We start from the raw sequence: 17,835 nt of genomic DNA on the forward strand, positions 1-17,835 counted from the left end.
ATAGAAAATGGCTTTTATTTTTTCAAAATCTAAACAATTAGTATTGATTTGTAGCTAATAAAACTAATGTACAAGCCACATCAACCTTGATGTTATTTAATTCTAGAAGTTGGTACAACTCTGGATTTTCAGTTCCTGGATTAAAAACAACACGTTTTGGTTGTGCTTCTACTATATAATTATAATAATCACGCTGATTTTTAGGATTCAAATACAAAGTAATAGTATCAATATTTTTAACTGGAATAGCTTTAGTCCTAATTTTAATTCCTGCTACTTCTCCAGCATTTTGACCAATAGCAAGAACCGAATGTCCTTTTTCAACAAGCATATTTATAGCTCTAAAAGCATATCTATCTGGCTTAGTAGTTGCTCCCAGAACTAACGTTTTTTTATTTTTCATTTCATTCATTATTTTTGCAAAGGTACTCAAATAGAACTTAAGTAACGTGATGCTTTATTTCAATACTTTTCGAAAGCAATATTCAAATCAACGCTATTAATCCTTAGGCAGGAAAATTTCAGCTATCATACATCGGGCACTTCCTCCACCACAAGTTTCAATTGTTTGCAAATTAGCGCTCAAAATACTTCCGTGTTTTTCTAATTGTGATTTTTGAGTAGCATTTAACGATTCAAAAGCAGTGGTACTCATCACAATAAATCTTTTATCATTAGCTCCCGAAAGTTCCAATACATTTCCAGCAAATTGGGTTACTTGCTTTTCGCTAATTAAAATTAGTTCTTTTCCACTTTCTCTTAGATTATCTAAAACCATTTTGCGTTCTTTCTTATCTGCAATCATATCCGCGCAAATTATTGCAAAATGGTCTCCAATACTCATCATAACATTGGTATGGTAAATCAAATCTTTTTTACCATCGACCGTATGAAAAGCTTCAAAAAGAACTGGTGCATAATCAAAATCTTCGCAGAATTCGATAAAAAGCTCTTCATCAGACCTTGGAGACAAAGCGCAATAAGCAATTACATTGGCTCTATCTAAAACTAAACTTCCTGTTCCTTCCAGAAAAACACCATCCTCCTCAGCCGAAGTAAAATCAACAACATTCTCAATCACAAAACCTTTTTCTTCCAGAATATCTAAAATATCTTCACGGCGTTCGACTCTACGATTTTCAGCAAACATGGGATACATAACCACATCTCCATTTTCATGAAATGAAATCCAATTATTTGGAAAAACACTATCTGGCGTGTCGGTTTCTAAAGTATCTTCAACAACTACAACATTAATCCCAACTGATTCAAGTTGGTTCACTAAAGCGTCAAATTCTTGTTGTGCTTTAGCATTTATTGCTGCTGGTAATATTCCGTTTAATTCTTTTTGAAAATGATTATTTGCTGTCGTTTGCTCATTCATTCGAAAAGCTACCGGACGAATCATCAAAACTGAATTTGTTACTTGTTTCATTTTATAAAACTATTATTTATTGCTTACGCCAAAGATAAAAAAAGCCTCACTTTTCAGTGAAGCTTTTGCTTTGATATAATTTATATTATACTGGCTTTTTAAACTCTCTTAATGGAGATCCAGTGTAAATTTGTCTTGGTCTTCCAATTGGCTCTTTGTTTTCACGCATTTCTTTCCATTGTGCAATCCAACCTGGTAATCTTCCAATAGCAAACATTACTGTAAACATATCAGTAGGGATTCCTAAAGCTCTGTAGATGATTCCTGAATAGAAATCTACGTTTGGATATAAATTTCTAGCTTTGAAATATTCGTCTTCTAAAGCTGCTGCTTCTAGTTTTTTAGCAATTTCTAAAATTGGATCTTCAACACCTAAAGTTTCTAGTACTTCTTTAGCTGCTTTTTTAATGATTTTAGCACGCGGATCAAAGTTTTTATAAACTCTGTGTCCGAATCCCATTAATCTAAAAGGATCGTTTTTATCTTTTGCTTTAGCCAAATACTTTTCAGTATCTCCACCGTTTTGGTGAATTTCTTCTAACATTTCAAGAACTGCCTGGTTAGCACCTCCATGCAAAGGTCCCCATAAAGCAGAAACTCCAGCAGAAATTGAAGCAAATAAACCTGCATGAGAAGAACCTACCATTCTTACTGTTGAAGTAGAACAGTTTTGCTCGTGATCAGCATGTAAGATAAATAATTTATCCAAAGCCTCAATTACAACAGGATTGATTTTATAAGGCTCTGTAGGCAATGCAAACATTAAGTTCATAAAGTTTTCTACATATCCTTTAGTATTATCATAATAATTCAAAGGATAGCCCATTGATTTTCTATAAGTCCATGTTGCAATAACCAAAAATTTACCCATAGTTTTACAAACTGCCTGGTACAATTCTTTTTCATTCTCAACATTCACTGATTTTGGATTGAAAGCTGTCAATGCACTTGTCAAAGCTGCTAAAACACCCATTGGATGTGCAGTTTTTGGGAAGCCATCGATAATGTTCTTCATTTCCTCATTTACTAAGGTATGTTTTCTAATATCTGTTTCAAATTGTTCTAATTGAGCAGCCGTTGGTAATTCACCAAAAATTAAAAGATAAGAAACTTCTAAAAAGTCCGCTTTATCAGCTAAATCTTCGATTGCATATCCTCTATAACGTAAAATTCCCAATTCTCCATCTAGGAAAGTAATTGCACTAGTACAAGAACCTGAATTTTTAAAACCTGGATCAATTGTAATTGTCCCTGTTAAATCTCTTAATTTGTTAATATTGATTGCTTCTTCGTTCTCACTTCCTTTAATAACAGGAAACTCGTACTTCTTACCATCAATTTCTAATATAGCTGTTTTTGACATAATAATTTGAAATAAATCTTTACACTTAATAATTTACCAAATCTAAGGATAATAACATTAATTAAAAAGGGAAAAAACTAGTGATATTGTTAAATTTGAAAAAAAAAGCCATTCATTTTACATGAATGGCTTTTAAAAGAGAACAAAATCTTAATCTTATTTTATTTTGAATGCTTTTTTTCCTGGAAAATAAGCTGTATTTCCTAATTCTTCCTCAATTCTAATCAATTGATTGTATTTAGCCATACGATCAGAACGTGAAGCAGAACCTGTTTTAATTTGACCACAGTTTAATGCTACTGCTAAGTCAGCAATTGTATTATCTTCAGTTTCTCCTGAACGGTGAGACATTACTGAAGTATAACCTGCATTTTTAGCCATATTAACTGCTGCAATAGTTTCAGTTAAAGTACCAATTTGGTTTACTTTGATAAGGATTGAGTTAGCAATTCCTTTATCAATACCAGTTGATAAACGTTCCACATTAGTAACAAACAAATCATCACCTACTAATTGAACTTTATCACCAATTTTTTCAGTCAATAATTTCCATCCATCCCAGTCATTTTCATCCATACCGTCTTCGATAGAGATAATTGGGTATTTAGTTGTTAAATCAGCTAAATAATCCGCTTGTTCAGCAGAAGTTCTAACTTTTCCAGTTTCTCCTTCAAATTTAGAGTAATCGTATTTTCCGTTTACATAAAATTCAGCAGAAGCACAGTCAAGAGCAATCATAATTTCGTCACCAAAAGTATAACCCGCTTTCTCCACTGCTAATTTGATAGTATCTAAAGCATCTTCAGTACCACCAGCCAAGTTTGGAGCAAAACCACCTTCGTCACCTACCGCTGTAGAAAGACCTCTATCGTGTAATACTTTTTTCAAACTATGGAAAATTTCAGTTCCCATTTGCATAGAGTGAGAAAAAGAAGTTGCTTTTACTGGGAAAATCATGAATTCCTGGAAAGCAATCGGAGCGTCAGAGTGAGAACCACCATTAATGATGTTCATCATTGGAACTGGTAATGTATTTGCAGAAACTCCACCTACGTATCTATACAAAGGCAATCCTAATTCAGCAGCAGCAGCTTTAGCAACAGCCAAAGAAACTCCAAGAATCGCATTAGCACCTAATTTAGATTTGTTTGGAGTACCATCTAAATCAATCATCATTTGATCGATAAGATTTTGTTCGAAAACAGAAGTACCAACAAGTTCTTCAGCAATTACAGTATTAACATTGTTCACTGCATTTAAAACTCCTTTTCCTAAAAAAGCTTTTCCACCATCACGTAATTCTACAGCCTCATGTTCTCCAGTTGAAGCTCCAGATGGTACTGCTGCTCTTCCTAAAACACCGTTTTCTGTAACTACATCTACTTCTACAGTAGGATTACCTCTTGAATCGAAAATTTGTCTTGCGTGAATTTTGATAATAATACTCATATTACTTAGTTTTTAAATTTTAAAATGCAAATATATTCTAAGTTTTTTAAACATCGTATTTATTTTTTTAATCTTATCAACGAAAACGTTATAAATCTATTAATTAAACATAATTTAAAATAAAATTTACAAATTAAAAACAGAACCAAAACATTAGGCAAAAAAAATAGGCTAAACAAAAAATGCTTAGCCTATTAATTATCTTTAAAAAAACATTAGTTTTTCAAATTTTCCACAAATTGATCAAATAAATAAGAAGAATCATGTGGTCCAGGACTTGCTTCTGGATGGTATTGAACTGAAAAGCAATTTTTGTTTTTCATTCTCATTCCAGCTACAGTTCCGTCATTTAAGTGAAGATGCGTAATTTCCATTTCTGGATTCGCTTCTAATTCTTCTCTATTAACTGCAAAACCGTGATTTTGAGAAGTAATTTCCCCTTTTCCAGTAATCAAATTACTTACAGGATGATTAATTCCTCGGTGACCATTAAACATTTTATAAGTAGAAATTCCGTTAGCTAAACCGATTACCTGATGCCCTAAACAAATACCAAATAATGGTTTATTGTTTGCCAAAATTTCTTTAGCAACTTCAATGGCACTTTCTAAAGGTTCTGGATCTCCAGGTCCGTTTGAAAGAAAGAAACCATCTGGGTTAAATGAAGCCAAATCAGCATAAGAAGCGTCAAAAGGAAAAACCTTGATATAACAATCTCTTTTAGCCAGATTACGAAGAATGTTTGTTTTTATTCCTAGATCTAAAGCCGAAACTTTATATTTAGCATTTTCATCTCCGTAAAAATAAGGTTCTTTAGTTGAAACTTTTGAAGCTAACTCCAAACCTTTCATATCCGGAACACTTGCTAAAGTAGCTTTTAACTCTTCAAGAGGAGTATCATCTGTACAAATTACAGCATTCATAGCTCCGTTTTCTCTAATATAACTTACTAAAGCACGAGTATCAACATCAGAAATACAGATTAAATTTTGCTTTGCAAAATAATCTTCTAAACTTCCTGAAGCATCTTCTCTAGAATAGTTAAAACTGAAATTTTTACAAACCAAACCTGAAATTTTAATTCCGTTTGATTCTACTTCATTTTCATTAACGCCATAATTTCCAATATGTGCGTTGGTTGCCACCATAATTTGTCCAAAATAAGATGGATCAGTGAAGATTTCTTGATAACCGGTCATCCCAGTATTAAAACATACTTCACCAAAAGTGGTTCCGCTGATTCCGATAGATTTTCCGTGGAATATAGTACCGTCACTTAATAAAAGGATGGCGCTTTTTCGTGTTGTGTATTTCATTTGTTGTTAAATATGGTGCAAATTTAATTCATTAAAGGAGTGAAAGCAACAATTTTAAAAATTATTTTAAAATTGTAATTAGTGATCCAATTACTAGTTAACTCCTATTCTTTGTAATAAAAAAATCAAAAAAAAAAAAAAAGGATAAACTAAAAAAATAGTTTATCCTTAATTTTATTGAATGATTATTTTCATAATTATTCAGCAGCGTCTTTTGGCGTTTCAGGTTCAGCAGCAGGAGCTTCTGTTTCAGCCACTGGAGCTTCAACAACATCATCTGCCTTTTTTGCTTTTCCACCACGACGGCTTTTTGCTTTTTTAACTTCTTTTTTACCTCCGTTGTAAAGTTCGTTAAAATCTACTAATTCGATCATTGCCATATCAGCATTATCTCCTAAACGATTTCCAACTTTAATGATACGAGTGTATCCACCTGGACGGTCACCAACTTTAGCAGCTACGTCTCTGAATAAATCAGTTACAGCATATTTGCTACGTAAGTTAGCAAAAACGATACGACGATTGTGAGTCGTATCATTTTTAGATTTTGTTATAAGCGGCTCAACAAATTGTTTAAGCGCTTTAGCTTTAGCAACAGTAGTATTAATACGTTTGTGCTCAATAAGAGAACAAGCCATATTAGCTAACATAGATTTTCTATGTGCAGTCTGTCTGCTTAAGTGATTGAATTTTTTTCCGTGTCTCATGACGTGTTTTTTTAAACCCTCATCTTGCTACTATCCTCTATGGAGAGCAAAATATGAGTAATTTATTCTTTATCTAGTTTGTATTTTGCTAAATCCATTCCGAAAGTCAAATTTTTAACTGCTACAAGTTCATCTAGCTCTGTTAAAGATTTTTTACCGAAATTACGGAATTTCATTAGGTCATTTTTATTGAACGATACTAAATCACCAAGTGTATCAACTTCAGCCGCTTTCAAACAATTTAAGGCTCTCACAGACAGATCCATATCAACAAGCTTAGTTTTAAGCAATTGTCTCATGTGTAATGATTCCTCATCATATGATTCTGTTTGTGCAATCTCATCAGCCTCAAGTGTAATTCTTTCGTCAGAGAACAACATGAAATGGTGAATTAGAACTTTAGCAGCTTCTGTAAGTGCATCTTTTGGATTAATAGATCCATCAGTTTTAATTTCGAAAACTAATTTTTCATAATCTGTTTTTTGCTCTACACGGAAGTTTTCAATAGCGTATTTTACATTTTTTACAGGTGTAAAAATAGAATCTGTAAAAATGGTTCCAATTGCAGCATTCTGTTTTTTGTTCTCCTCAGCAGGAACATATCCTCTACCTTTCTCGATTGTTAAATCAAGATTCAATTTGATTTTAGAATCTAAATTACAGATCACTAGTTCTGGATTCAAAACTTGGAAACCTGAAATAAATTTTTGAAAATCACCAGCTGTTAATTGATCTTTACCTGAAACAGAAATAGAAACTGATTCATTATCGATATCTTCAATTTGACGTTTGAAACGTACTTGTTTTAGATTAAGGATAATTTCGGTAACATCTTCAACAACTCCTGAAATAGTAGAAAACTCATGATCTACACCTTCTATGCGAACAGATGTAATTGCATACCCTTCCAATGCTGAAAGCAAAACTCTTCTAAGTGCATTACCAACAGTCAATCCATAACCAGGTTCTAAAGGTCTAAATTCGAATTTACCTTCAAAATCGGTTGAATCGATCATGATAACTTTATCGGGCTTTTGAAAATTAAATATTGCCATAAATTTCGACTAAGTCAATTATTATTTGTTGTACAACTCTACGATTAATTGTTCTTTAATGTTTTCTGGAATTTGAAGTCTAGCAGGTACAGCTACGAAAGTACCTTCTTTAACGTCATTGTTCCAAGTAATCCATTCATAAACTTGACTTGAATTAGATAAAGAACGTTCGATAGCATCTAAAGATTTAGATTTTTCACGAACAGCAACTTTGTCACCAGGTTTAAGGTGGTAAGAAGGAATGTTTACAACTTCACCGTTTACAGTGATGTGTCTGTGAGAAACTAATTGTCTAGCACCTCTTCTAGAAGGAGCAACGCCCATTCTAAAAACTACGTTATCCAATCTTGCCTCACATAATTGTAAAAGAACTTCACCAGTAACACCTTTAGTAGCTGATGCTTTTTTAAATAAACCTCTGAATTGTTTTTCTAAAATTCCATAAGAATATTTAGCTTTTTGCTTTTCCATTAACTGGATTGCATATTCAGATTTTTTACCTCTTTTTTTAGCCATCCCGTGTTGTCCAGGAGGGTAATTTCTTTTTTCGAAAGATTTGTCATCTCCGAAGATTGCTTCGCCAAATTTACGAGCAATTCTAGTTTTAGGACCAGTATATCTTGCCATTTCAATGAATTAATTAAGGTAGAGATTATGAATTCAGGTCATATCCTTCGATAATCGTGATTCTACCTAGTTATACTTAAATTTATTATTAAACTCTACGTCTCTTTGGAGGACGACAACCGTTGTGTGGCATTGGAGTAACGTCAATAATTTCAGTTACTTCGATTCCACCGTTATGCAAAGAACGGATAGCAGACTCACGTCCGTTTCCTGGTCCTTTTACATAAACCTTAACTTTTTTCAATCCAGCTTCAAGAGCTACTTTACTACAATCTTCTGCGGCCATTTGAGCTGCGTATGGAGTGTTCTTTTTAGAACCTCTAAAACCCATTTTACCAGCTGAAGACCAAGAAATAACTTCACCTTTTTTGTTAGTCAAAGAAATAATGATGTTATTGAAGGTAGCAGAAATATGAGCTTCTCCCGTTGATTCAACGATAACTTTACGTTTTTTTGTAGTTGCTTTAGCCATATTACTTATTATTTAGTTGCTTTTTTCTTGTTAGCAACAGTTTTTCTTTTACCTTTTCTAGTTCTAGAGTTATTCTTAGTTCTTTGTCCTCTTAATGGAAGACCAGTTCTATGACGAATACCTCTGTAACATCCAATATCCATTAAACGTTTGATGTTCAAAGAAACTTCTGAACGCAATTCACCTTCAATTTTGAAAGTTCCAACAGCTTCACGAATTGCTCCGATTTCGTCATCATTCCAATCTTGAACTTTTTTGTCTTGGCTAACTTGAGCTTTCTCTAAAATCTCTATAGCTCTACTTTTTCCTAATCCGAAGATGTAGGTAAGTGCAATAACACCTCTCTTGTTTTTTGGGATATCTACCCCTGCTATTCTTGCCATAATTATCCTTGTCTTTGTTTAAATCTAGGATTCTTTTTGTTTATTACGTATAATCTTCCTTTTCTACGTACGATGATGCACTCGGCACTTCTCTTTTTTACTGATGCTCTTACTTTCATTGTGAATATCTTTAATATCTATAAGTAATTCTTGCTTTAGACAAATCATAAGGGCTCATTTCTAATTTCACTTTATCACCAGGTAATAATTTGATATAATGCATACGCATTTTTCCAGAAATATGAGCAATTACAACGTGTCCGTTCTCTAATTCTACACGGAACATCGCATTTGATAATGCTTCAATGATTGATCCGTCTTGTTCTATTGCTGATTGTTTTGCCATAAAATTAAGCTACTGCTTTTCTATTTTTTCCGCTTTTCATTAAACCATCATAATGTTTGTTTAACAAGTATGAATTGATTTGTTGAATTGTGTCAATTGCAACACCTACCATAATTATTAATGAGGTACCTCCAAAAAACATTGCCCAAGATTGTTGAACATCCATAATACTTACAACTATTGCTGGGAACACAGCTATTAGAGCAAGAAATAAAGAACCTGGAAAAGTTATCAAAGACATCACTTTGTCTAGAAAATCAGAAGTTTCAGCTCCAGGTCTAACACCAGGAATAAAACCACCACTTCTTTTCAAATCATCAGACATTTTATTAGTAGGAACTGTAATTGCTGTATAAAAGTATGTAAACACAACAATTAATGTTGCAAAAACTAAATTATACCAAAAACCGAACATATTACTAAAAGCACCTACAATAGATTGTGAAGTATCGGAGGTTGACAACCCTGCTAAAGCAGCAGGTATAAACATAATTGCTTGCGCAAAAATGATTGGCATAACCCCAGAAGCATTAAGCTTTAAAGGAATCCATTGTCTATTTCCACCTAACATATCTTGTTCAAAATCACCAGAAGCAGTACGACGGGCGTACTGAACTGGTATTTTTCGAATAGCCATAGTTAACAATACACATGCAATGATAACTAGAAGCCAAATAATTATTTCAATAACTAACAACATCAGACCTCCGTTGTTATTAGTAACTCTAGTTGTAAATTCTTGAATAAATGCTTGAGGAAATCTTGCAAGAATACCAACCATAATTAATAGTGATATACCGTTACCAATTCCCTTATCAGTTATTTTTTCTCCTAACCACATGGCAAAAATTGTACCTGTAACTAAGATAATTACTGAAGAAAATAAAAATTCAAAAGAATCAAACCCTAATAAAAATGCACTACCAGGTAATGTTCTATAAAGATTATAGATATACGTAGGTCCTTGAACTAAAGTAATTACAATAGTCAACCAACGTGTAATCTGGTTAATCTTTTTTCTACCACTTTCACCATCACTTTGTAATTTTTGCAAATAAGGAATAGCAATTCCCATAAGCTGAACAACAATAGATGCTGAAATGTAAGGCATAATTCCTAAAGCAAAAACGGACGCTTGAGAAAAAGCTCCTCCAGTAAACATATCTAAAATAGAACCAATACCACTTTTGGTTTGGCCTTCTAAATTAGCTAACTGTGTAGCATCAATCCCAGGAAGCGTTACGTGAGCTCCAAAACGATAAACTAAAAGCAGTCCTAAAGTAATTAGGATTCTGTTTTTTAGTTCCTCGATTTTCCAAACATTACTTATTGATTCAATAAATTTCTTCATATTAATTGAAAAATTATATTGTTACAGCTTCTCCTCCAGCAGCTTCGATAGCAGCTTTTGCAGTAGCAGTAAATTTGTGAGCAGTTACTTTTAATTTAGCTTTCAATTCTCCTCTTCCTAAAATCTTTACAATTTCATTCTTAGTAGCCAAACGATTTGCAACAAAAACTGTCATATCAACAGTATCTGTAATCGCACCATTATCTACTAATAATTGAAGTGTATCAAGATTCACACCTTCGTATTCTTTACGATTGATGTTTGTAAAACCAAACTTAGGTACACGTCTTTGAAGTGGCATTTGCCCTCCTTCAAAACCAATCTTTTTAGAATATCCAGAACGAGATTTTGCTCCTTTGTGTCCACGTGCAGCGGTACCACCTTTTCCAGAACCTTCTCCTCTACCTAATCTTTTATTTTGATTGTGTGTTGACCCTTCAGCTGGTTGTAAGTTACTTAAATTCATAACAGTATTTGTTATTTAGCTTCTTCTACAGAAACTAAGTGTTTAACTTTGTTTATCATCCCAAGGATTGCAGGGTTTGAGTCATGCTCTACAACTTGACCCATTTTACGTAGACCTAAAGCCTCTAATCCTCTTTTTTGATCAAGTGGACAGTTGATTTTACTTCTAACTTGTTTTACTAATAATTTAGCCATAATTTCCTTGATTAACCTTTAAAAACTTTTTCTAAAGATACTCCTCTTTGTTTTGCAACAGTGTGAGCACTTCTCATTTGTAATAAAGCATCAAAAGTTGCTTTTACTACGTTGTGAGGATTTGATGATCCTTGAGATTTAGATAATACATCGTGAATACCTACTGATTCAAGAACTGAACGAACAGCTCCACCAGCAATAACTCCTGTACCATGAGAGGCAGGAATTAAGAATACACGTGCACCACCAAATTTACCTTTTTGTTCGTGAGGAACTGATTGACCATTCAAAGGAATTTTTACTAAATTTTTCTTAGCATCTTCTACTGCTTTCGCAATTGCTTCAGAAACGTCTTTAGATTTTCCTAATCCATGTCCAACTACTCCGTTTTCATCACCTACAACTACAATAGCAGAAAAACCAAAAGCTCTACCACCCTTTGTAACTTTAGTAACACGATTAACACTTACCAGACGATCTTTAAGTTCAAGACCACTTGGTTTTACCAATTCTACATTTTTGTATTTAGACATAATATATTAGAATTTAAGTCCAGCCGCTCTTGCGCCTTCTGCTAATGATTTAATACGACCGTGGTATAAGTATCCTCCTCTATCGAATTTTACTGTTTCAACCCCAGCTTTTAACGCTTTTTCTGCAACAAGTTTTCCAACTGCTGTAGCAATTTCTACGTTAGTACCTTTTCCTATTTCTTTTTCTCTTGAAGAAGCAGACAACAATGTAACTCCGTTTACGTCATCGATAAGTTGAGCGTAAATTTCTTTGTTACTTCTAAATACAGATAATCTTGGATTAGCAGCAGTACCGCTTATCGTTTTTCTGATTCTGAATCTGATTCTCTGTCTTCTTTCAGGTTTTGTTAATGACATAATCTTATTTTTTAAGCTGATTTACCTGCTTTTCTTCTTAATACTTCACCTACAAATTTAACACCTTTTCCTTTGTACGGCTCTGGCTTACGGAAACCTCTAATTTTCGCAGCAACAGCTCCTAAAAGTTGTTTGTCAAATGATGTTAATTTTACAATTGGGTTCTTACCTTTTTCAGATATAGTTTCAACTGTTACTTCAGGAGCAACTTCTAAAACAATATTGTGAGAAAATCCAAGTGCTAAATCTAATTTTTGTCCTTGGTTAGAAGCTCTATAACCTACTCCTACCAATTCTAAAGATTTAGTAAAACCTTCAGTTACACCAACAATCATATTGCTGATTAAAGATCTATATAAACCATGTTTTGCTCTTTGATCTTTGTGATCAGATGATCTTTCAACTTGAACTTGATCACCTTCAACTGTTACAGTTACATCCGAAAACTCCTGTGTTAGTTGACCATTTTTTCCTTTTACTGTAATAATACCGTCTTTAACTTCAACAGTAACTCCAGCAGGAATTACAACTGGACTCTTTCCTATTCTTGACATCTTATAAGTCTTTATTAATTAGTATACGTAGCAAATTACTTCACCACCTACATTTAATTGCTTAGCTTTCTTTCCAGTCATCAAACCTTTTGAAGTAGAAACAATAGCAATACCTAATCCGTTAAGGATTCTAGGAATGTTTGAAGAACTAGAATATTTACGTAAACCTGGTTTACTAATTCTTTGGATATCTTTAATAACTGGCTCTTTAGTATCTTTATCATACTTCAAAGCAATTTTGATAGAACCCTGAACAGTGTTTTCTTCAAATTTGTAACTTAAGATATAACCTTGATCAAATAAAATCTTAGTAATTTCTTTTTTTAGATTAGATGCCGGAATTTCAACAACTTTGTGGTTTGCAGCCACAGCGTTTCTAACTCGCGTTAAATAATCTGCAATAGGATCTGTATTCATATTTATTAATTTGCGATTATGGTTTTCTTTGAGACTTTCTCATTGAACCTTTAACCAATTAAAATTCGTTTTTTACCAGCTGGCTTTTTTAACTCCTGGTATCAATCCATTGTTAGCCATTTCACGGAAAGTTACACGTGAAATACCGAATTGACGCATGTACCCTCTTGGTCTACCTGTTAATTTACAACGATTGTGTAAACGAACTGGTGAAGCATTTTTAGGTAATTTTTGCAAACCTACGAAATCTCCAGCCTCTATCAAAGCTTTTCTTTTCTCAGCATACTTAGCTACCGTTTTTTCTCTCTTAACCTCACGGGCTTTCATTGATTCTTTAGCCATATCTTAATTCTTTTTAAAAGGTAAACCTAATTCAGCCAATAATGACTTTGCTTCTTTGTCTGTTTGAGCAGTAGTAACAAAAGTAATATCCATTCCTGAAATTTTGTTTACTTTATCAATATCAATTTCTGGGAAAATGATTTGCTCTAAAACTCCAAGGTTATAGTTACCTCTACCATCGAATCCAGTAGCTTTGATACCACTAAAATCTCTTACACGTGGTAAAGCTGAAGTAATAAGTCTATCTAAAAACTCATACATTCTTTCTCCACGCAAAGTAACTTTTGCTCCAATAGGCATTCCTTTTCTCAATTTGAAAGACGCAACGTCTTTCTTAGAGATTGTAGAAACTGCTTTTTGTCCAGTGATCTTAGTTAATTCATCAACTGCATAGTCAATTAATTTTTTATCAGATACAGCTGCACCTACTCCACGGCTCAAAACGATTTTTTCAAGTTTAGGAACTTGCATTACGTTTGTGTATCCGAATTCTTCTTTAAGAGCAGAGATTACTCTACTCTTATATTCTTCTTTTAATCTAGGTATATACGCCATTACTATAGTACTTGATTAGATTTTTTTGAAAATCTTACTTTCTTATCTCCTTCAACTCTTACACCTACTCTAGTTGTTTCCTTAGTTTTAGGATCAATTAAAGAGATATTAGAAATTTGAATAGGAGCTTCCTTCTTAACGATTCCTCCTTGAGGGCTTTTAGCACTTGGTTTTGTATGTTTCGAAACCATGTTTACTCCTTCAACAATCGCTTTGTTTTTCTCACGGTCAACACGTAATACTTTACCTTCAGCACCTTTATGGTCTCCAGCAATTACTCTTACAATGTCACCTGATTTTATTTTTAGCTTTATCATCTTATAGCGAATTAAAGCACTTCTGGTGCTAATGATACAATTTTCATGAATTGTTTTTCACGAAGTTCTCTTGCTACCGGACCAAATACACGAGTTCCTCTCATTTCTCCTGCAGCGTTCAAAAGAACACATGCATTGTCATCGAAACGAATATAAGAACCATCAGCTCTTCTCACTTCTTTTTTGGTACGCACAACAACTGCAGTTGAAACAGCTCCTTTTTTAACGCTTCCGTTAGGAGATGTATCTTTAATAGATACTACAATCTTGTCACCAACAGAGGCATACCTTCTTTTGGTACCTCCTAAAACACGGATAGTTAAAACTTCTTTAGCTCCTGTGTTATCTGCTACTTTTAGTCTTGATTCTTGTTGTACCATAATTATTTAGCTCTTTCTAGGATTTCAACCAATCTCCAACATTTTGATTTACTTAAAGGACGCGTTTCGCTAATTCTTACAGTATCTCCAATGTTACAGTCGTTTGTTTCGTCATGTGCAACAAATTTCTTTGTTTTCAATACGAACTTACCATATAATGGGTGTTTTACTTTAGTAACTTGTGCAACAACAATAGATTTATCCATTTTGTTTGAAGTTACAACACCAATTCTTTCTTTTCTTAAATTTCTTTTTTCTTCCATCTTTCGCAGATTACAATTATTGCACCTCTCTTTTAGTAAGCTCTGTAGCCAATCTCGCAACTGTTCTTCTTAAACTTCTAATTTGAAGTGGATTTTCAATTGGAGATATTGCATGAGCCATTTTTAGGTCAGCATATGTTTTCTTAGCTTGGCTAAGATTTTCTTGCAACTGTGCTGCAGAAAGATCTTTTATTTCTGATTGTTTCATAATAATATAAGATTATGCTTCGAAATCTCTAGCAACAACGAATTTAGTTTTTACTGGTAGTTTTTGAGCTGCAAGACGCAAAGCCTCTTTTGCAACTGATAATGGAACCCCACCAACTTCAAACATGATTCTTCCGGGTTTAACAACAGCTGCCCAATATTCAACGGCACCTTTACCTTTACCCATACGTACCTCAAGAGGTTTCTTAGTGATTGGTTTGTCTGGAAATATTTTGATCCATAATTGTCCCTCTCTTTTCATGAAACGAGTTGCAGCGATACGTGCAGCCTCGATTTGACGTGAAGTAAGAAACATACCATCTTCATGAACAGATTTAATACCAAACATTCCATTAGAAAGTTCATGCCCTCTTTGAGAGTTCCCTTTCATTCTACCTTTTTGTACCTTACGGTATTTTGTTCTTTTAGGCTGTAACATTTTTCTTTAATTTAAAAATTACTTTCTTTTACGAGCGTCTGGTTTTCCTCCTTTTGAGAAGTTAGATTTACCACGAGGAGCATCTCCACCTTTTCCACCAGATTGTTTTTTGTCCATTCCAGCAAGCGGAGAAAGATCTCTCTTTCCGTAAACTTCACCTTTCATGATCCACACTTTGATACCCATTCTACCGTAAGTAGTATGTGCTTCAGCAAGTGCATAATCAATATCGGCTCTGAAAGTTGACAAAGGAATTCTTCCTTCTTTGAAACCTTCTGAACGCGCCATCTCCGCACCATTCAAACGACCAGAAATCAAAACTTTGATACCTTCAGCATTCATACGCATAGAAGCAGCAATAGCCATTTTGATTGCACGTCTGTAAGAAATACGGCTTTCGATTTGACGAGCGATACTTGTTGCAACTAAATAAGCATCTAACTCAGGTCTTTTAATTTCAAAGATGTTGATTTGAACCTCTTTGTCTGTAATTTTCTTAAGTTCTTCTTTCAACTTGTCTACCTCTTGGCCACCTTTTCCGATAATAATACCAGGTCTAGCAGTAGTGATAGTAACGGTTACAAGTTTCAAAGTTCTCTCGATGATTACTTTTGATACACTAGCTTTTGATAAACGAGCATGGATATACTTTCTGATTTTGTGATCCTCAGCTAATTTATCGCCGTAATCATTTCCACCATACCAGTTAGAGTCCCATCCTCTGATGATACCAAGTCTATTTCCAATTGGATTTGTCTTTTGTCCCATCTTAATTATTTGCTTGTGTGTTATTAATAGCTCCTAACACGATTGTTACGTGATTTGAACGTTTTCTAATTCTATGTGCGCGACCTTGTGGAGCTGGACGAAGTCTTTTCAACATCATTCCACCATCTACTCTAATCTCTTTAACAAATAATCCAGCTTCTTCTAAATTACCTTCACTATTTTTTTGCTCCCAGTTGTTGATTGCAGATAATAATAGTTTTTCTAATTTTCTTGATGCTTCTTTAGAACTGAATCTTAAAATGTTAAGTGCTCTTTCTACCTTCTGACCTCTTACCAAGTCCGCTACTAAGCGCATTTTTCTAGGTGAAGTAGGGCAGTTATTCAATTTTGCGAAAGCAATAGACTTATTAGCCTCTTTTCTCGCATCTGCTGTTTCTCTTTTACGAACTCCCATTGCTTCTTATTTTTTACCTTTATTTTTTGCTCCAGCATGACCTCTAAAAGATCTAGTTGGTGAAAACTCTCCTAATTTGTGACCTACCATGTTTTCTGTTACGTAAACTGGTACAAATTGACGACCGTTATGAACTGCGATTGTTTGTCCAACAAAGTCAGGAGTAATCATAGAAGCTCTAGACCAAGTCTTAACCACTCCTTTATTTCCACCTGCAATGTTTTCTTCAACTTTCTTTTCTAACTTATAATGAACGAAAGGTCCTTTTTTTAATGAACGTGCCATATCTTAATTATTTCTTTCTACGTTCTACGATATACTTACTACTCGGATTTTTCTTAGAACGAGTTCTATAACCTTTAGCTGGTACTCCATTTCTTGAACGTGGATGTCCACCAGAAGAACGACCTTCTCCACCACCCATCGGGTGATCAACAGGGTTCATTGCAACAGGTCTTGTTCTAGGTCTTCTTCCTAACCATCTAGTTCTACCTGCTTTACCAGATACTACTAATTGGTGGTCTGAATTAGATACTGCTCCAATTGTAGCCGAACAAGTCAACAAGATTAATCTTGTTTCTCCTGATGGCATTTTAATTGTTGCATATTTTCCATCTCTTGCCATTAATTGAGCAAATGTTCCTGCAGAACGAGCAATAACAGCTCCTTGTCCAGGTCTCAATTCGATACAAGAAATAACAGTTCCTAATGGAACTTTACTTAAAGGCAATGTATTACCAATTTCTGGTTGAGCTTCAGCACCAGAAACTAATTTCTGACCTACTTTCAAACCATTTTGAGCAATTACATAAGTTTTCTCTCCATCAGCATAAGCTAATAAAGCAATAAATGCAGTTCTGTTTGGATCGTACTCAATTGATTTCACTGTAGCTGGAATTCCATCTTTAGTTCTTTTGAAATCAATAATACGATATCTCTGCTTGTGACCACCACCCGTATAACGCATGGTCATCTTTCCTTGACTATTTCTACCTCCAGAGTTTTTTATCGGCGCTATCAAAGAGCGTTCCGGCTTATCAGTTGTAATGGCGTCATAACCATTCACAACTCTAAATCGCTGACCTGCGGTAATAGGTTTTAATTTTCTTACTGACATTGTTATA

30 protein-coding genes are annotated in these 17,835 nt (G+C 34.0%); all 30 read right to left on the reverse strand.

The annotated features are described in order from the left end of the window. Positions 1-37 precede the first annotated feature (37 nt). Positions 38-403: a CoA-binding protein gene (locus AAGV33_RS00185; RefSeq protein ID WP_373389898.1), complete on the reverse strand. Its 366-nt coding sequence runs from the start codon at positions 401-403 to the stop codon at positions 38-40. Between the two features lie 96 nt (positions 404-499). Further along, complete coding sequence (gene ctlX, locus AAGV33_RS00190; protein WP_373389899.1) at positions 500-1,435, reverse strand: citrulline utilization hydrolase CtlX; 936 nt, start codon at positions 1,433-1,435, stop codon at positions 500-502. A gap of 85 nt (positions 1,436-1,520) precedes the next feature. Continuing rightward, positions 1,521-2,798: a citrate synthase gene (locus tag AAGV33_RS00195; RefSeq protein WP_373389900.1), complete on the reverse strand. Its 1,278-nt coding sequence runs from the start codon at positions 2,796-2,798 to the stop codon at positions 1,521-1,523. 156 nt (positions 2,799-2,954) lie between these two features. Beyond that, a complete protein-coding gene (eno, locus tag AAGV33_RS00200; protein ID WP_373389901.1) occupies positions 2,955-4,247 on the reverse strand; it encodes a phosphopyruvate hydratase in 1,293 nt (430 codons plus the stop codon). A gap of 215 nt (positions 4,248-4,462) precedes the next feature. Then, on the reverse strand, positions 4,463-5,563 hold the full coding sequence (gene carA / locus AAGV33_RS00205) for a glutamine-hydrolyzing carbamoyl-phosphate synthase small subunit (protein ID WP_373389902.1): 1,101 nt from the start codon (positions 5,561-5,563) through the stop codon (positions 4,463-4,465). 197 nt (positions 5,564-5,760) lie between these two features. Then, entirely contained in the window at positions 5,761-6,270 is a 510-nt protein-coding gene (gene rplQ / locus AAGV33_RS00210) for a 50S ribosomal protein L17 (RefSeq protein WP_373389903.1), read from the reverse strand. Between the two features lie 62 nt (positions 6,271-6,332). Then, positions 6,333-7,325, reverse strand: a complete 993-nt coding sequence (locus AAGV33_RS00215; RefSeq protein WP_071183834.1) for a DNA-directed RNA polymerase subunit alpha — start codon at positions 7,323-7,325, stop codon at positions 6,333-6,335. A 21-nt stretch (positions 7,326-7,346) separates the two neighbouring features. Continuing rightward, positions 7,347-7,952, reverse strand: a complete 606-nt coding sequence (gene rpsD, locus AAGV33_RS00220) for a 30S ribosomal protein S4 (protein ID WP_161644168.1) — start codon at positions 7,950-7,952, stop codon at positions 7,347-7,349. An 88-nt stretch (positions 7,953-8,040) separates the two neighbouring features. Continuing rightward, entirely contained in the window at positions 8,041-8,424 is a 384-nt protein-coding gene (gene rpsK, locus AAGV33_RS00225; RefSeq protein ID WP_035637333.1) for a 30S ribosomal protein S11, read from the reverse strand. A gap of 8 nt (positions 8,425-8,432) precedes the next feature. Beyond that, complete coding sequence (rpsM, locus tag AAGV33_RS00230; RefSeq protein WP_373389904.1) at positions 8,433-8,807, reverse strand: 30S ribosomal protein S13; 375 nt, start codon at positions 8,805-8,807, stop codon at positions 8,433-8,435. Between the two features lie 2 nt (positions 8,808-8,809). Continuing rightward, positions 8,810-8,926, reverse strand: coding sequence for a type B 50S ribosomal protein L36 (ykgO, locus tag AAGV33_RS00235; protein WP_002987490.1), 117 nt, complete (start codon positions 8,924-8,926; stop codon positions 8,810-8,812). Between the two features lie 11 nt (positions 8,927-8,937). Further along, entirely contained in the window at positions 8,938-9,153 is a 216-nt protein-coding gene (gene infA, locus AAGV33_RS00240) for a translation initiation factor IF-1 (RefSeq protein WP_026714631.1), read from the reverse strand. A 4-nt stretch (positions 9,154-9,157) separates the two neighbouring features. Continuing rightward, positions 9,158-10,504 carry a preprotein translocase subunit SecY gene (gene secY, locus AAGV33_RS00245; RefSeq protein ID WP_373389905.1) on the reverse strand — a complete coding sequence of 449 codons (1,347 nt, stop codon included), beginning with the start codon at positions 10,502-10,504 and terminating at the stop codon, positions 9,158-9,160. 13 nt (positions 10,505-10,517) lie between these two features. After that, a complete protein-coding gene (rplO, locus tag AAGV33_RS00250; protein ID WP_373389906.1) occupies positions 10,518-10,970 on the reverse strand; it encodes a 50S ribosomal protein L15 in 453 nt (150 codons plus the stop codon). Positions 10,971-10,981: 11 nt separating this feature from the next. Next, on the reverse strand, positions 10,982-11,164 hold the full coding sequence (gene rpmD, locus AAGV33_RS00255; protein ID WP_026707002.1) for a 50S ribosomal protein L30: 183 nt from the start codon (positions 11,162-11,164) through the stop codon (positions 10,982-10,984). An 11-nt stretch (positions 11,165-11,175) separates the two neighbouring features. Beyond that, positions 11,176-11,700: a 30S ribosomal protein S5 gene (gene rpsE / locus AAGV33_RS00260; protein WP_085950926.1), complete on the reverse strand. Its 525-nt coding sequence runs from the start codon at positions 11,698-11,700 to the stop codon at positions 11,176-11,178. A 3-nt stretch (positions 11,701-11,703) separates the two neighbouring features. Continuing rightward, the gene (rplR, locus tag AAGV33_RS00265) at positions 11,704-12,054 is read right to left on the reverse strand and encodes a 50S ribosomal protein L18 (RefSeq protein ID WP_373389907.1); all 351 of its coding nucleotides are present in this window, start codon (positions 12,052-12,054) and stop codon (positions 11,704-11,706) included. A gap of 11 nt (positions 12,055-12,065) precedes the next feature. Further along, a complete protein-coding gene (gene rplF, locus AAGV33_RS00270) occupies positions 12,066-12,608 on the reverse strand; it encodes a 50S ribosomal protein L6 (protein WP_373389908.1) in 543 nt (180 codons plus the stop codon). 18 nt (positions 12,609-12,626) lie between these two features. Then, positions 12,627-13,025, reverse strand: coding sequence for a 30S ribosomal protein S8 (gene rpsH / locus AAGV33_RS00275; protein ID WP_073245939.1), 399 nt, complete (start codon positions 13,023-13,025; stop codon positions 12,627-12,629). Between the two features lie 72 nt (positions 13,026-13,097). Beyond that, positions 13,098-13,367: a 30S ribosomal protein S14 gene (gene rpsN / locus AAGV33_RS00280; protein WP_024981518.1), complete on the reverse strand. Its 270-nt coding sequence runs from the start codon at positions 13,365-13,367 to the stop codon at positions 13,098-13,100. A 3-nt stretch (positions 13,368-13,370) separates the two neighbouring features. Next, a complete protein-coding gene (gene rplE, locus AAGV33_RS00285) occupies positions 13,371-13,922 on the reverse strand; it encodes a 50S ribosomal protein L5 (protein ID WP_073245937.1) in 552 nt (183 codons plus the stop codon). A gap of 2 nt (positions 13,923-13,924) precedes the next feature. Next, positions 13,925-14,239 carry a 50S ribosomal protein L24 gene (gene rplX / locus AAGV33_RS00290; protein WP_166138168.1) on the reverse strand — a complete coding sequence of 105 codons (315 nt, stop codon included), beginning with the start codon at positions 14,237-14,239 and terminating at the stop codon, positions 13,925-13,927. 11 nt (positions 14,240-14,250) lie between these two features. Beyond that, a complete protein-coding gene (gene rplN / locus AAGV33_RS00295; protein WP_022828366.1) occupies positions 14,251-14,619 on the reverse strand; it encodes a 50S ribosomal protein L14 in 369 nt (122 codons plus the stop codon). A 2-nt stretch (positions 14,620-14,621) separates the two neighbouring features. Beyond that, positions 14,622-14,882, reverse strand: a complete 261-nt coding sequence (gene rpsQ / locus AAGV33_RS00300) for a 30S ribosomal protein S17 (protein ID WP_026706247.1) — start codon at positions 14,880-14,882, stop codon at positions 14,622-14,624. A 16-nt stretch (positions 14,883-14,898) separates the two neighbouring features. Further along, positions 14,899-15,090: a 50S ribosomal protein L29 gene (gene rpmC, locus AAGV33_RS00305; protein ID WP_373389909.1), complete on the reverse strand. Its 192-nt coding sequence runs from the start codon at positions 15,088-15,090 to the stop codon at positions 14,899-14,901. Between the two features lie 12 nt (positions 15,091-15,102). Continuing rightward, positions 15,103-15,528 (reverse strand): 50S ribosomal protein L16, encoded by a 426-nt coding sequence (gene rplP / locus AAGV33_RS00310; protein ID WP_373389910.1) that lies wholly within the window; start codon positions 15,526-15,528, stop codon positions 15,103-15,105. Positions 15,529-15,546: 18 nt separating this feature from the next. Further along, positions 15,547-16,296: a 30S ribosomal protein S3 gene (rpsC, locus tag AAGV33_RS00315; protein ID WP_373389911.1), complete on the reverse strand. Its 750-nt coding sequence runs from the start codon at positions 16,294-16,296 to the stop codon at positions 15,547-15,549. 1 nt (position 16,297) lies between these two features. Next, a complete protein-coding gene (gene rplV / locus AAGV33_RS00320; RefSeq protein ID WP_373389912.1) occupies positions 16,298-16,711 on the reverse strand; it encodes a 50S ribosomal protein L22 in 414 nt (137 codons plus the stop codon). A gap of 6 nt (positions 16,712-16,717) precedes the next feature. Then, positions 16,718-16,996 (reverse strand): 30S ribosomal protein S19, encoded by a 279-nt coding sequence (rpsS, locus tag AAGV33_RS00325; protein WP_024981511.1) that lies wholly within the window; start codon positions 16,994-16,996, stop codon positions 16,718-16,720. A 7-nt stretch (positions 16,997-17,003) separates the two neighbouring features. Next, complete coding sequence (gene rplB / locus AAGV33_RS00330; protein ID WP_373389913.1) at positions 17,004-17,828, reverse strand: 50S ribosomal protein L2; 825 nt, start codon at positions 17,826-17,828, stop codon at positions 17,004-17,006. Positions 17,829-17,835: the final 7 nt, after the last annotated feature.

Origin of the sequence: Flavobacterium magnesitis (genome assembly GCF_041729735.1) — a bacterium.
GTDB lineage: Bacteria > Bacteroidota > Bacteroidia > Flavobacteriales > Flavobacteriaceae > Flavobacterium > Flavobacterium magnesitis.

Excerpts from the sequence above, each read along its gene's own strand:
- AAGV33_RS00185 (WP_373389898.1), bottom strand. The coding sequence starts at position 403 with ATGAAAAATAAAAAAACGTTAGTTCTGGGAGCAACTACTAAGCCAGAT.
- ctlX (WP_373389899.1), bottom strand. The coding sequence starts at position 1,435 with ATGAAACAAGTAACAAATTCAGTTTTGATGATTCGTCCGGTAGCTTTT.
- AAGV33_RS00195 (WP_373389900.1), bottom strand. The coding sequence starts at position 2,798 with ATGTCAAAAACAGCTATATTAGAAATTGATGGTAAGAAGTACGAGTTT.
- eno (WP_373389901.1), bottom strand. The coding sequence starts at position 4,247 with ATGAGTATTATTATCAAAATTCACGCAAGACAAATTTTCGATTCAAGA.
- carA (WP_373389902.1), bottom strand. The coding sequence starts at position 5,563 with ATGAAATACACAACACGAAAAAGCGCCATCCTTTTATTAAGTGACGGT.
- rplQ (WP_373389903.1), bottom strand. The coding sequence starts at position 6,270 with ATGAGACACGGAAAAAAATTCAATCACTTAAGCAGACAGACTGCACAT.
- AAGV33_RS00215 (WP_071183834.1), bottom strand. The coding sequence starts at position 7,325 with ATGGCAATATTTAATTTTCAAAAGCCCGATAAAGTTATCATGATCGAT.
- rpsD (WP_161644168.1), bottom strand. The coding sequence starts at position 7,952 with ATGGCAAGATATACTGGTCCTAAAACTAGAATTGCTCGTAAATTTGGC.
- rpsK (WP_035637333.1), bottom strand. The coding sequence starts at position 8,424 with ATGGCTAAAGCAACTACAAAAAAACGTAAAGTTATCGTTGAATCAACG.
- rpsM (WP_373389904.1), bottom strand. The coding sequence starts at position 8,807 with ATGGCAAGAATAGCAGGGGTAGATATCCCAAAAAACAAGAGAGGTGTT.
- ykgO (WP_002987490.1), bottom strand. The coding sequence starts at position 8,926 with ATGAAAGTAAGAGCATCAGTAAAAAAGAGAAGTGCCGAGTGCATCATC.
- infA (WP_026714631.1), bottom strand. The coding sequence starts at position 9,153 with ATGGCAAAACAATCAGCAATAGAACAAGACGGATCAATCATTGAAGCA.
- secY (WP_373389905.1), bottom strand. The coding sequence starts at position 10,504 with ATGAAGAAATTTATTGAATCAATAAGTAATGTTTGGAAAATCGAGGAA.
- rplO (WP_373389906.1), bottom strand. The coding sequence starts at position 10,970 with ATGAATTTAAGTAACTTACAACCAGCTGAAGGGTCAACACACAATCAA.
- rpmD (WP_026707002.1), bottom strand. The coding sequence starts at position 11,164 with ATGGCTAAATTATTAGTAAAACAAGTTAGAAGTAAAATCAACTGTCCA.
- rplR (WP_373389907.1), bottom strand. The coding sequence starts at position 12,054 with ATGTCATTAACAAAACCTGAAAGAAGACAGAGAATCAGATTCAGAATC.
- rplF (WP_373389908.1), bottom strand. The coding sequence starts at position 12,608 with ATGTCAAGAATAGGAAAGAGTCCAGTTGTAATTCCTGCTGGAGTTACT.
- rpsH (WP_073245939.1), bottom strand. The coding sequence starts at position 13,025 with ATGAATACAGATCCTATTGCAGATTATTTAACGCGAGTTAGAAACGCT.
- rpsN (WP_024981518.1), bottom strand. The coding sequence starts at position 13,367 with ATGGCTAAAGAATCAATGAAAGCCCGTGAGGTTAAGAGAGAAAAAACG.
- rplE (WP_073245937.1), bottom strand. The coding sequence starts at position 13,922 with ATGGCGTATATACCTAGATTAAAAGAAGAATATAAGAGTAGAGTAATC.
- rplX (WP_166138168.1), bottom strand. The coding sequence starts at position 14,239 with ATGATAAAGCTAAAAATAAAATCAGGTGACATTGTAAGAGTAATTGCT.
- rplN (WP_022828366.1), bottom strand. The coding sequence starts at position 14,619 with ATGGTACAACAAGAATCAAGACTAAAAGTAGCAGATAACACAGGAGCT.
- rpsQ (WP_026706247.1), bottom strand. The coding sequence starts at position 14,882 with ATGGAAGAAAAAAGAAATTTAAGAAAAGAAAGAATTGGTGTTGTAACT.
- rpmC (WP_373389909.1), bottom strand. The coding sequence starts at position 15,090 with ATGAAACAATCAGAAATAAAAGATCTTTCTGCAGCACAGTTGCAAGAA.
- rplP (WP_373389910.1), bottom strand. The coding sequence starts at position 15,528 with ATGTTACAGCCTAAAAGAACAAAATACCGTAAGGTACAAAAAGGTAGA.
- rpsC (WP_373389911.1), bottom strand. The coding sequence starts at position 16,296 with ATGGGACAAAAGACAAATCCAATTGGAAATAGACTTGGTATCATCAGA.
- rplV (WP_373389912.1), bottom strand. The coding sequence starts at position 16,711 with ATGGGAGTTCGTAAAAGAGAAACAGCAGATGCGAGAAAAGAGGCTAAT.
- rpsS (WP_024981511.1), bottom strand. The coding sequence starts at position 16,996 with ATGGCACGTTCATTAAAAAAAGGACCTTTCGTTCATTATAAGTTAGAA.
- rplB (WP_373389913.1), bottom strand. The coding sequence starts at position 17,828 with ATGTCAGTAAGAAAATTAAAACCTATTACCGCAGGTCAGCGATTTAGA.